Source organism: Micromonospora sp. IBSANI012 (assembly GCF_052814045.1).
This window is the reverse complement of sequence record NZ_CP199933.1, coordinates 4,451,797-4,462,809: the sequence shown is the minus strand read 5'-3', so window position 1 is coordinate 4,462,809 and position 11,013 is coordinate 4,451,797. Positions and strand designations below refer to the sequence as shown.

At 69.8% G+C, this 11,013-nt stretch carries 12 protein-coding genes; 11 read left to right on the top strand and 1 reads right to left on the bottom strand.

From position 1 onward, the window contains the following. Window positions 1-155: 155 nt before the first annotated feature. The 6 genes from ngcE (ACTWM8_RS20550) to ACTWM8_RS20525 all read left to right on the top strand — a co-directional run bounded on the left by ngcE (ACTWM8_RS20550) (window position 156) and on the right by ACTWM8_RS20525 (window position 4,674). Window positions 156-1,571 carry an N-acetylglucosamine/diacetylchitobiose ABC transporter substrate-binding protein gene (gene ngcE, locus ACTWM8_RS20550; RefSeq protein ID WP_446210468.1) on the top strand — a complete coding sequence of 472 codons (1,416 nt, stop codon included), beginning with the start codon at window positions 156-158 and terminating at the stop codon, window positions 1,569-1,571. A gap of 63 nt (window positions 1,572-1,634) precedes the next feature. Beyond that, entirely contained in the window at window positions 1,635-2,543 is a 909-nt protein-coding gene (locus ACTWM8_RS20545; protein ID WP_446210467.1) for a carbohydrate ABC transporter permease, read from the top strand. Beyond that, entirely contained in the window at window positions 2,540-3,439 is a 900-nt protein-coding gene (locus ACTWM8_RS20540) for a carbohydrate ABC transporter permease (RefSeq protein ID WP_446210466.1), read from the top strand. Before ACTWM8_RS20545 ends, ACTWM8_RS20540 begins: the two co-directional genes overlap by 4 nt. Window positions 3,440-3,562: 123 nt before the next feature. Then, on the top strand, window positions 3,563-3,937 hold the full coding sequence (locus ACTWM8_RS20535; RefSeq protein WP_346533172.1) for a glyoxalase superfamily protein: 375 nt from the start codon (window positions 3,563-3,565) through the stop codon (window positions 3,935-3,937). Next, window positions 3,930-4,250, top strand: coding sequence for an ArsR/SmtB family transcription factor (locus ACTWM8_RS20530; protein ID WP_154936109.1), 321 nt, complete (start codon window positions 3,930-3,932; stop codon window positions 4,248-4,250). The genes ACTWM8_RS20535 and ACTWM8_RS20530 overlap by 8 nt, the downstream gene beginning before the upstream one ends. Next, window positions 4,243-4,674, top strand: coding sequence for an SRPBCC family protein (locus tag ACTWM8_RS20525; protein WP_446210465.1), 432 nt, complete (start codon window positions 4,243-4,245; stop codon window positions 4,672-4,674). The genes ACTWM8_RS20530 and ACTWM8_RS20525 overlap by 8 nt, the downstream gene beginning before the upstream one ends. Before the next feature lie 41 nt (window positions 4,675-4,715). Here the strand turns inward: ACTWM8_RS20525 and ACTWM8_RS20520 are convergent, their stop codons facing one another. Then, window positions 4,716-5,705, bottom strand: coding sequence for an N-acetylglucosamine kinase (locus ACTWM8_RS20520; RefSeq protein WP_446210464.1), 990 nt, complete (start codon window positions 5,703-5,705; stop codon window positions 4,716-4,718). A 200-nt stretch (window positions 5,706-5,905) separates the two neighbouring features. Between ACTWM8_RS20520 and ACTWM8_RS20515 the strand changes: the two genes are divergently transcribed. Genes ACTWM8_RS20515 through ACTWM8_RS20495 form a run of 5 tightly spaced genes read left to right on the top strand, consistent with a single transcriptional unit; the run spans window position 5,906 to window position 10,971 of the window. Continuing rightward, the gene (locus tag ACTWM8_RS20515; protein ID WP_346533176.1) at window positions 5,906-6,853 is read left to right on the top strand and encodes a MurR/RpiR family transcriptional regulator; all 948 of its coding nucleotides are present in this window, start codon (window positions 5,906-5,908) and stop codon (window positions 6,851-6,853) included. Next, window positions 6,850-7,599, top strand: coding sequence for a sugar isomerase domain-containing protein (locus tag ACTWM8_RS20510; RefSeq protein ID WP_088961345.1), 750 nt, complete (start codon window positions 6,850-6,852; stop codon window positions 7,597-7,599). Before ACTWM8_RS20515 ends, ACTWM8_RS20510 begins: the two co-directional genes overlap by 4 nt. Before the next feature lie 24 nt (window positions 7,600-7,623). Then, window positions 7,624-9,036: an N-acetylglucosamine/diacetylchitobiose ABC transporter substrate-binding protein gene (ngcE, locus tag ACTWM8_RS20505; RefSeq protein ID WP_446210463.1), complete on the top strand. Its 1,413-nt coding sequence runs from the start codon at window positions 7,624-7,626 to the stop codon at window positions 9,034-9,036. Window positions 9,037-9,059: 23 nt separating this feature from the next. Beyond that, window positions 9,060-10,001, top strand: coding sequence for a carbohydrate ABC transporter permease (locus ACTWM8_RS20500; RefSeq protein WP_088961347.1), 942 nt, complete (start codon window positions 9,060-9,062; stop codon window positions 9,999-10,001). Window positions 10,002-10,014: 13 nt separating this feature from the next. Further along, complete coding sequence (locus ACTWM8_RS20495; RefSeq protein ID WP_088961348.1) at window positions 10,015-10,971, top strand: carbohydrate ABC transporter permease; 957 nt, start codon at window positions 10,015-10,017, stop codon at window positions 10,969-10,971. The last annotated feature ends 42 nt before the right edge of the window (window positions 10,972-11,013 follow it).

The window sequence follows — 11,013 nt, the reverse complement described above, 5'->3', positions numbered from 1 at the left end:
ATAACGGATCGGCCGCCGGGTCTTGAAGTCGGCGCGCTCCTGCCGTAGAAATTCTTCAGCAACAACAGGCAAACTGAAGAGAATCAACGTGCCTCGACCGGCGGACGCCACCGGATGTCATCGGCGATCCGCCCCACCCGAACCGAGGAGAGCTCATGAACAGGCGTGAGATCCTGCGGCGCACCGCCGCCGCCGGCCTGCTGGCCACCCCCGCGGCGGGCCTGCTCGCCGGCTGCGCCACCGGCGGTGGCGACGACAAGGCCGACGGCGGCACCTACAAGGGCACCAAGAGCGAGCAGAACCCCCTCGGGGTCAAGGAGGACGCGCCGCTCGAGGTGGTGATCTTCAACGGCGGCTTCGGCGAGGAGTACGCCAAGGCCCACGAGGCCATGTACAAGGAGAAGTACCCGAAGGCCGAGATCAAGCACTCGTCCACGCAGGAGATCGGCAAGACCCTCCAGCCGCGCTTCGTCGACGGCACCCCGCCGGACGTGGTCAACAACTCCGGCGCCGGCCAGATCGACTTCAACGGCCTGGTCTCGCAGAACGCCCTCGCCGACCTCGCTGAGCTGCTCGCCGCCCCGAGCCTCGACATCCCCGGCAAGACCGTCAAGGACACCCTGCTGCCCGGCGCGGTCGAGGTCGGCTCGTACGACGGCAAGTTCCTGGTGTTCAACTACACCTACACCGCCTACGGCATCTGGCACTCCACCAAGCTGTTCGGCGAGCGCAACTGGTCGTACGCGAAGACGTGGGACGACCACATCGCGCTCTGCAAGCAGATCAAGGCCGCCGGGATCGCCCCCTGGACGTACGCCGGCCTGCACCCGCGCTACATGAGCTGGCCGCTGATCGCCACCGCGATCAAGTTCGGCGGACCGTCGGTCGCCACCGCGATCGACAACCTGGAGCCGAACGCGTGGAAGTCCGACGCGATGAAGGCGGCGGCCGACGCCTGGCACCAGATCGTCAAGGACAAGTACATCCTGGAGGGCTCGCCCGGCCTGGACCACAAGCAGTCGCAGACCGCCTGGTGCCAGGGCAAGGCCGCCTTCATCTCCTGCGGCTCCTGGCTGGAGAGCGAGCAGAAGGACGTCACGCCGGCCGGGTTCAACATGACCGTCCAGCCGACGCCCAGCCTGGGCAGTGGCGACAAGCTGCCGTTCGAGGCGATCCGGGGCACCGCGGGCGAGCCGTTCATGGTGCCGGCGAAGGCGAAGAACGTCGCCGGTGGCCTGGAGTACTTCCGGACCATGCTGTCCAAGAAGGGCGCCCAGGACTTCACGAAGAAGGTCTCCAGCCTCACCGTGGTCGCCGGCGCCACCGACGGCGTCGAACTGCCGTACGGGCTGAGCACCGTGGTCAAGGCGCTGGACGCCTCCGGCACCAACGGCTTCAACTGGGTCTACAACAACTACTACCGCAAGCTGGAGCGCAACCTCGTCGACGCCGCGTGCGGCGAGTTCTTCAGCGGCCGGATCGGCCCGGCGGAGTTCCTCGACCAGTGCCAGAAGGGCGCCGACTCGATCGCCCAGGACAGCTCGATCAAGAAGTACAAGCGCACCGCGTGACAACCCGGCCGGTGGGGACCCCCGAGGTCCCCACCGGCCGACCGCCGGGAGTTGGGGCCCACCGTGAAACATGGCAAGTACCCGCTGATCGTCACCTTCCTGATGCCGCCGGTGCTGCTCTACGTCATCTTCGTCGTATCGCCGTACCTGCAGGCGTTCCAGATCTCCACCACCGACTGGCTCGGCTACTCCGCCGACGCCAACTCCGTCGGGCTGGCCAACTTCCGGACGCTCTGGCACGACGACTACGTCTGGAACGCGCTGAAGAACAACGCGATCCTGCTGGCCCTGGTGCCGGTGCTGACGATCGTCCTCGGGCTCTTCTTCGCCACCATGCTCAACATGGGCGGGCGCAAGGGCCGGGCCGGGGTGAGCGGGGTACGCGGCAGCGCGCTCTACCGCACCGTCTACTTCTTCCCCCAGGTGCTCTCGGTGGTGATCATCGCGCTGCTCTGGAAGGAGGTCTACCACCCCAACAAGGGCCTGCTCACCAGCGCGCTGCACGCGGTGGGGCTCGGATCGCCCACCTGGCTCGGCGACCCGCGGACCGCCTTCTGGTGCGTGCTGGCCGTGATGGTCTGGAGCAACGTCGGCTTCTACGTGGTGCTCTTCGGCGCCGCGATGTCGGCCGTGCCGAAGGAGATCTACGAGGCGGTGATGCTCGACGGGGCGTCCCGGCTGACCACCCTGCGCCGGGTCACCCTGCCGCTGCTCTGGGACACCGTCCAGGTCGCCTGGGTCTACCTGGCCATCTTCGCCCTCGACGGGTTCATCCTGGTGCAGCTGATGACCAACGGCGGCCCCAACTTCTCCACCGACGTGATCGGTGTGCGGATGTACGACACCGCGTTCGGCAGCGAGACCAAGTTCGGCTACGCCTCGGCGATCGGCGTGGTGATGTTCTTCCTGACCCTGTCGGTGGCGGTGCTGTCCCTGCGCGCCGGCCGACGTGACCGAATCGAGTACTCGTGACCACCCTGGACGAGGCCGCCCCGGTCGCCGCGACGACCGCGCGCTCGGCCGACCGCCCGGTCCGCCGCGAACTCGGCGTCGCCAACGTCTTCTCGCACGGCTTCCTGCTGGTCTGGACCGCGCTGACGGTGCTGCCGCTGCTGTGGATGTTCGTCAGCTCGTTCAAGAGCAACGGCGAGATCCTCGCCGACCCGTGGGGGCTGCCCGAGACGCTGCGCTTCGACAACTGGGCCCGGGCCTGGACCGGCGCGCACATCGGCCGGTACTTCCTCAACAGCCTGGTGGTGGTGGCCGGCTCGGTCAGCCTGACCATGCTGATGGGCGCCACCGCCGCGTACGTCTTCGCCCGGTACGAGTTCCGGGGCCGGCAGTTCGTCTACTACCTCTTCGTCGGCGGCCTGATGTTCCCGGTCTTCCTCGCCCTGGTGCCGCTCTTCTTCGTGGTCCGCAACGCCGGGCTCTTCGGCACCTGGACCGGCCTGATCCTGGTGTACGCGGCGTACTCGTTGCCGTTCACGGTCTTCTTCATGACCGCCTTCTTCCGCACCCTGCCGACCTCGGTGGCGGAGGCGGCGCTGGTCGACGGCTGCGGTCACTTCCGGCTCTTCTTCCGGGTGATGCTGCCGATGGCACGTCCGGGACTGATCAGCGTGGCGATCTTCAACTTCCTCAGCCACTGGAACCAGTTCCTGCTGCCGCAGGTGCTGATGCAGGGCGACGAGTCGAAGTGGGTGCTCGCCCAGGGGCTCTTCGCGCTCTCGGTCAGCCAGGGTTACGCCGGTGACTACGCTCGGCTCTTCGCCGGCCTCACCATCGCGGTGCTGCCCGTGCTCGCCGTCTACGTCGCCTTCCAGCGGCAGGTCCAGTCCGGTCTGACCGCCGGTCAGCTCAAGTGACGCCTGTCCGATCCCGATCATCATGAGCGGCCACCCTCGGCGGGGGGTGCGCGGCGCGGTCGCCGCCGCCCCCTCCCGATCCCCGGCTTGACCGGTAGGAAAACTCCTACCTATGGTGGGCGCATGACCGTGACCCATGTGCAGCTGCTCTCCGTGCCCGTCAGCGACCAGGACCGGGCCCGTGACTTCTACGTCGACGTCCTCGGCTTCGACCTGGTCTGGGACAACCCGATGGGCCCGGGTGGGCGCTGGGTGCAGGTGGCCCCGAAGGGCGCCGCCACCGCCCTCACCCTGGTCACCTGGTTCCCGACCATGCCGCCCGGCTCGCTCAAGGGCCTGGTGCTGGAGACCGACGACCTCGACGGCGACGTGGCCGCCCTGCGCGACCGGGGCGTCGTCTTCGCCGAGGACGGCATCCAGGTCGCCCCGTGGGGGCGCTACGCCACCTTCCACGACCCGGACGGCAACGGCATCGTGCTCCAGTCCACCCGTGTCTGAGGCCGACGTCTTCGCGGCGCTGGCCAACCCCACCCGCCGCGAGGTGCTCCGGCTGCTGCGCGAGCGTGGCGAGCAGCCGGTGCAGCGGCTCGCCACGCACTTCGACATGCGCCGGCCCAGCCTGTCGGAGCACCTGCGGGTGCTCAAGGACGCCGGCCTGGTGACCGAGCGACCCGTCGGCCGGCAGCGGCTCTACGCGTTGCGCCCGGAACCGCTGCGCGAGGTGGCCGACTGGCTCACCCCGTACGAGCGGTTCTGGCGGGCGAAGCTGGCCGAGCTGCGGGACGTCCTCGACGGGATGCCCGATGACTGAGCCCACCACGACGATCCGGGTCGACCAGTTCCTGCCGCACCCGCCGGCGAAGGTGTGGCGGGTGCTCACCGAGCCCGACCTGCTCGCCCGCTGGCTGATGCCGAACGACGTCGTGCCGGTCGTCGGGCACCGGTTCACCTTCCGTACCGAGCCGCGGCCGGCCCAGGGCTTCGACGGCGTGGTGCACTGCGAGGTGCTGGAGGTGGACCCGCCGCGCCGGCTGCGCTGGGCCTGGCGCGGCGGGCAACTCGACACCGAGGTGAGCTGGACCCTCGCCCCGGAGGGGCGCGGCACCCGGCTCTTCCTGGAGCACAGCGGCTTCGATCCCGACGACCCGGTCCAGCAGCGCACGGCCGCCCTGCTCGGCGGCGGCTGGCGCTCGCACGTCTGGCGCCGGCTGGAGGAGATCCTGGCCGCCGACTGACGGGCATCGCTCCGGCCCGCGCCGATCCGAGGTGGGCGGGGTCAGTCGGTGGCGGGGACCAGCAGGGCGTGCAGGGCGACGGGATCGGTCACCTCGGGCAGTTCCCGGGCGGCGAGCCAGGCCGCCCCGGCCGCCCCGTCGCCGGCTGGGCACACCGGGGCGTCCGGCCAGCGCCGGTGCGCCTCGGCGCGGACCGCCGCCGCCAGCGGGATGTCCCCGGTGAGCAGCCCACCGCCGAGCACGATCGGGGTGCCCGCGCCGTCCGGCCGGATCCGCCCGGCGCTGTCGACCAGGTGCGCGGCGGCCCGTTCGATCAGCGCGACCGCCTCCGGCTCGCCCTCGACGGCGGCGGCCACCACCAGCGGCGCGAGCCGGGCCAGCTCGACCGGGGGCCGCCGGGTCACCGCCTGGATGAGCGCGTCGACGGTGTTGCGGGGACGCTCCGCCACCTCGGCGGTGCCGAGCAGTTCGGTGAGCAGCCGGCGGCCCAGCGGGCCGGGCGCCCCGGCGCTGTCCAGGGTCGCCAGCAGCCGGCGGACCGCCTCGCGGCCCAGCCAGAAGCCGGAGCCGGCGTCGCCCAGCAGCCAGCCGTGACCGTCGGCGACCCGGTCCAGTCGCAGGTCGCGTACCTGGGCGGCGATCGCGCCGGTGCCGGCGATCAGCACGGTGCCGTCCGGGGCGGCGGTGCCCGAGGCGTACGCGACGAGGGCGTCGCCGTGCACCGCGTACGGGCAGCGCAGGCCGGCCTCGGCCCAGACCCGGTCGAAGGCGGCCCGCCCCGCCGGGTCGGCCAGCAGGCGGGCGGCGCCGGCGAGGCCGATCGTGCCGGCGCGTACCCGGGTCGGATCGACCCCGGTGAGCGCGCCGCGCAGCGCGGTCAGCAGTTCGGCGGCGGCGCGGTCGGCGCCGTGGCTGGTCGGGTTGCCGCCGCCGCTCCGGCCGGTGCCCAGGCGTTCGCCGGCCAGGGTCAGCGCGGTCGCGCGGGTGGACGTACCTCCGACGTCGAGACCGACCACGACGGTGTCGGACATGCTCACGGGCCTCCCGGTGCGGCGGTACGGGCGGGTTTCATGCTGGTCCGATCCGGGCCGGCAAGGCAAGATCGGCGTCGGCGCGGCCGGTGTGCGCCAGGTAACAGTTTGAAAACTTCGCCCACACTCTTGACACGGAGGGGCCTTCAGTAAGAACTTTTACCACTAACAGTTAACACTCTTTTCCGAAAGGCGCTCCGATGGTGGATCATGAGGTGGACACTTCCGCGGGGACCGCGGTGGTCGACGCCGACACGGTCGACCGGCGGGGCGCCGACGGGGTGCTGGCCCGAGTCCGGGCCGGCGCCGGAGAGCTGACGGGGGCGTTGCGCCGGGTCGCCGAGCACGTGCTCAGCGACCCGGAGGCGGCCGCCCGGGCCACGATCGTCGAGCTGGCCGAGCGCAGCGGCACCTCGCCGGCCACCATCACCCGGTTCTGCCGCGCCATGGGCTTCGACGGCTACGCCGACCTGCGGCTCGGCATCGCCTCCGAGACCGGACGGGCCCGGTCGGCCGGGTGGACCGTCGACATCGGACGCGAGATCCAGCCCAGCGACCCCCTGGAGCGGGTGCTCGACCAGATCATGGCCGCCGACACCCGCGCCATGCACGACACCGCCACGCTGCTCGACCTCGCCGAGGTGGAACGCGCCGCGGTGGCCATCGCCGGGGCGTCCCGGGTGAACATCTTCGGCGCCAGCGGCAGCGCCCTGGTCGGCGAGGAGATGCAGTTCAGCCTGCACCGCATCGGCGTGGCCGCCTGGGCCTGGAGCGACGTGCACGAGGGGCTGGCCAGCGCGGCGCTGCTCGGCGTCGGCGACGTCGCGCTCGGCATCTCGCACACCGGGCAGACCCGGGAGACCATCGAGATGCTCGCCGAGGCCGGCAGCCGGGGCGCGACCACCGTGGCGCTGACCGGCTTCCCGCGCTCGCCGCTGGCCGAGCTGGCCGACATCGTGCTGGTCACCGCCAGCCAGGCCACCACCTTCCGGCCGGACGCGCTCTCGGCCCGGCACCCGCAGCTCGTCGTGCTCGACCTGCTCTACATCGCCGTGGCGCAGCGCACCCACGACCGCGCCCACGCGGCCTTCCGGCGTACCGCCCAGGCCGTCGACGGGCACAAGGCCGCGAAGGGGGCCGCCTCATGATCAGCGCACAGGGGTACGCCGAGGCGGTCCGCCCGGTGCTCGACCGGGTGGTCGACTCGCAGACCGAGGCGATCGGACGGGCCGCCGACCTGATCGTGGCCAGCCTGCGGGCCGGCGGGGTGCTCCAGGCCTTCGGCGCCGGGCACTCCGAGGCGTTCGCCGCCGAGCTCGTCGCCCGGGCCGGCGGGCTGGTCCCCACCAACCGGCTCTCCCTGCACGACCTGGTGCTGCACGGCGACGCGCCCCGCGACCTGCTCGCCGACCCGAAGCTGGAGCGCGACCCGGCCGTCGCCCACCAGCTGTACGCCCTCGCGGACCCGCATCCGGCCGACGTCTTCGTGGTCGCCTCCCAGTCCGGCATCAACGGCTCGGTCGTCGAGCTGGCGCTGCTGGTCAAGTCGGGCGGCCACCCCCTGATCGCGGTCACCTCGGTCGCCCACACCGCACGGGTGGCCCCGCGCCACCCGTCCGGCCACCGGCTCGCCGATCTCGCCGACGTCGTGCTGGACAACGGCGCGCCGTACGGCGACGCACTGCTGCCGCTCGAGGGCGGCGGCGCGGTCTGTGCGGTCTCCTCGGTCACCACTGCGCTGTTGGCGCAGCTGTTGACCGCGGAGGTCGTACGACGGTTCCACCAGGCCGGAGAGGTACCCCCTATCTACCTCTCCGCCAACGTCCCCGGCGGGGACGAGCACAACCTCGCCCTCGAGTCGCGGTACGCCGGGCGTCTCCGGCGAACCGCCTGACCCGACACACAAGGAGAGACGACGATGTCGATTACCCCCGAAAACCCCGGCGACCTCAGCCGCCGGACCCTGCTGCGGCGGGCCGCCGCGGCGGGCCTTCTGGTCACCCCGGCCGCCGGCCTGCTCAGCGCCTGCGCCGGCAGCGAGCCGGAGAAGTCCGACAACGGCGGCACGGCGAAGAGCAAGGACAACCCGTTCGGCGTGAAGGACGGCAGTGCCGTCAAGGTGGTCGTCTTCAACGGCGGCCTCGGCGACCAGTGGGCCAAGGAGGACAAGGTCCTCTTCAACGCCAAGCACCCGAACATCACGGTCAACATGTCTTCCACCCAGAAGATCAAGACCGAAGAGCAGCCGAAGATGGCGACGCAGCCGAGTGACCTGGTCATGAACTCGGGCGCCGACATGATGGACCGCAGCACGCTGATCAACGAGGGTGCCATCGAGCCGCTCGACGACCTGCTCACCGCACCCGCCTGGGACAGCGAGGGCACCGTGGCGGACTCGCTCCTGCCGGGCACGGTCGGCGACGGCACCCAGAACGGCAAATTCTACGTCGTGAACGTGGCGTACACGGTGTGGGGCAACTGGTACAACGCAGCGCTGTTCAAGAAGGAGGGTTGGCAGGCGCCGACCACCTGGGAAGAGTTCTTCGCCCTGGCCCCGAAGATCAAGGCCAAGGGCATGGCACCGTACGTGCACGACGCCGTGCACGGCTACTACCCGCGCTGGGCGCTCATGGCCAGCATCTGGAAGACCGCCGGCAAGCAGGTCGTCATCGACATCGACAACCTGAAGGAGAACGCCTGGAAGGCCGACGGCGTGCTCAAGGCGCTGGAGCCGTGGGAGAAGCTGGTCAAGGACCGGCTGCTCCTGCCGGGCAAGCTCGACCACACCCAGTCGCAGCAGGCCTGGCTCGACGGCAAGGCGGCGTTCATCCAGGTCGGCACCTGGCTGAAGAACGAGATGTCCGCCACCATCCCGCCGGGCTTCGAGATGACCCTGTCGGACTACTGGCACAACGCCGACGACAAGGCGCCGAAGGACGTGTTCGCCGCGTCGGGCGAGGGCTTCGTCGTGCCGAGCAAGGCCCCGAACAAGGAGGCCGCCAAGGAGTTCCTGCGGGCGATGCTGTCGAAGGCCGGCTCCGCCAAGTTCGCCGAGCTGACCAAGTCGCTGGCCTCCACCAAGGGCTCCGGCGACAACGTGCAGGACACCGCGCTCTCCAGCGCCAACACGCTGATGAAGAACGGTGGCAGCGAGCTGATCTCGGTCAAGTTCCAGGACTTCTACGCCGACCTGGACAAGGAGAGCCAGAACCTCTCCGAGGAGCTCATGGCCGGCCGACTCACCGCGCAGCAGTTCGTTGACAAGATGCAGGCGGCCGCCGACAAGGTCGCCAAGGACTCGTCGATCAAGAAGCAGACCCGCACCGCCTGATCCCACGGAGAGAGTTGAGTCCAATGCGGCACGGAGTCGCGCGTTTCGTCACGGGCTTCCTGGCCCTGCCCGTCGCGCTGTACCTGTTCTACGTGGTGTGGCCGTTCGCGCAGGCGGCGGGATACTCGCTGACCGACTGGGGTGGGTATTCGGATTCGCAGCGCTTCGTCGGGCTGGACAACTACGTCCGGCTGCTCTCCGACGAGCTGATCCGGAAGGCGTTCTGGCACAACGTCTTCTTCCTGGTCACCGTGCCGCTGTTCACCATCGCGCTGGCCCTGTTCCTCGCGTTCCTGCTCAACGTGGGCGGACGCGAGGACAGGGCCGGCATCCGCGGGGTGTTCGGCTCCGCCGTCTACAAAGTCATCTTCTTCTTCCCGCAGGTGCTGTCGCTGGTGGTCATCGCCGTCATGTGGCAGCAGATCTACCGGTCCGACCAGCAGGGCCTGATCAACGGCCTGCTGACCAAGGTCGGCCTGGTCGACCCGCAGAACCCGATCGCCTTCACCGCCGACCCGGAGCCGTTCCTCGGCATCCCCGCGGTGCTCTGGTGGCTGCTGCTCATCGCGGTCTGGAGCGGTGCCGGCTTCTACATGGTGCTCTTCTCCGCGGCGATGCAGTCGATCCCGAAGGACATCTACGAGGCGGCCCTCCTCGACGGCGCCGGCCGCTTCCACACCTTCTTCCGGGTCACCCTGCCCCTGCTCCGGGACACCATCTCGGTCGCCTGGGTCTACCTGGGCTTCATCGCCCTGGACATGTACGCCCTGGTCTTCGTCATGACGCCGAGCCAGGGCGGCCCGAACCACGCCAGCGAGATCTTCGCTTCGGTGATCCAGTTCAACGCGTTCCAGAAGGGCCAGTTCGGCTATGCCTGCGCGATCGCCGTGGCGCTGGCCATCTTCACCATCCTGCTGGCCGCCCTCCAGCTGAGGATTACCCGCCGTGAGCGGATCGAGTTCTGAGGAGGCCTGGACGATGAGCACGGTGACCCACACCTCCGGCCAGCCGCGACCCGATGCGGTGCCGCCGGCCGGTCCGGCAGCGAGCCGACGGGCGGAAGCCGCCGCCAAGAGCGTCGGCGGCCGGATATTCAACGGCTTCTCGCACCTGTTCCTCGCGGTCTGGGCGATCATGGTGATCTACCCGCTGCTCTGGGTGGTGATGTCCGCACTCAAGACCGACTCCGAGGTGATCCGCGAGCCGCTGTCGCTGTTCCCCAAGTCGCTGCAGTGGGACAACTTCGCCCGGGCCTGGACGGCCGGGATCGACAGCTTCTTCCTGAACACGCTGCTGGTGCTCGTCTTCAGCGTGACCCTGACGATGCTGCTGGGCTCGATGGCGGCGTACGCGCTGGCCCGCTACGAGTTCCGGGGCAACCGGCTGATCTACTGGATGTTTCTGTCCGGGCTGACCCTGCCGATCTACCTCGCCGCGGTGCCACTGTTCAAGGGCGTCTACAACATGAACGTGGTGTTCCCGCTGCTCGGCCCGAACAAGCACCTTACGCTGATCCTGGTCTATGTGGCCTGGTCGCTGTCGTTCACCGTCTTCTTCATGCATTCGTTCTTCCGGACGCTGCCTAACTCGATCGCCGAGGCGGCCCAGGTCGACGGGGCCTCGCACACCCGGACCTTCTTCAGCGTCATGCTGCCGATGGCCAAGCCGGGCCTGATCAGCATCGGCATCTTCAACGTCCTCGGCCAGTGGAACCAGTGGTACCTGCCGACCCTGCTCATGCAATCGGTCGCCGGCGAGCCGAAGCACCAGGTGATCGCCCAGGGGCTCATCGAGCTCTCGGTCAACCAGGGCTACAAGTCCGACTGGTCCGGCCTGTTCGCCGGCGTCACCATGGCGATGCTGCCGGTGCTCATCGTCTACATCGTCTTCCAGCGCCAGGTCCAGTCCGGCCTCACCGCCGGCGTCAGCAAGTAACCCCCCACCTCCGGTCTCGACGCACTTTCACGGAAAGAGTGG

What these genes read in the sequence shown, in the direction of transcription:
- ACTWM8_RS20495 (WP_088961348.1), top strand. Translation starts at nt 10,015, where the DNA reads ATGAGCACGGTGACCCACACCTCCGGCCAGCCGCGACCCGATGCGGTG.
- ngcE (WP_446210463.1), top strand. Translation starts at nt 7,624, where the DNA reads ATGTCGATTACCCCCGAAAACCCCGGCGACCTCAGCCGCCGGACCCTG.
- ACTWM8_RS20535 (WP_346533172.1), top strand. Translation starts at nt 3,563, where the DNA reads ATGACCGTGACCCATGTGCAGCTGCTCTCCGTGCCCGTCAGCGACCAG.
- ACTWM8_RS20500 (WP_088961347.1), top strand. Translation starts at nt 9,060, where the DNA reads ATGCGGCACGGAGTCGCGCGTTTCGTCACGGGCTTCCTGGCCCTGCCC.
- ACTWM8_RS20525 (WP_446210465.1), top strand. Translation starts at nt 4,243, where the DNA reads ATGACTGAGCCCACCACGACGATCCGGGTCGACCAGTTCCTGCCGCAC.
- ngcE (WP_446210468.1), top strand. Translation starts at nt 156, where the DNA reads ATGAACAGGCGTGAGATCCTGCGGCGCACCGCCGCCGCCGGCCTGCTG.
- ACTWM8_RS20520 (WP_446210464.1), bottom strand. Translation starts at nt 5,705, where the DNA reads ATGTCCGACACCGTCGTGGTCGGTCTCGACGTCGGAGGTACGTCCACC.
- ACTWM8_RS20510 (WP_088961345.1), top strand. Translation starts at nt 6,850, where the DNA reads ATGATCAGCGCACAGGGGTACGCCGAGGCGGTCCGCCCGGTGCTCGAC.
- ACTWM8_RS20515 (WP_346533176.1), top strand. Translation starts at nt 5,906, where the DNA reads ATGGTGGATCATGAGGTGGACACTTCCGCGGGGACCGCGGTGGTCGAC.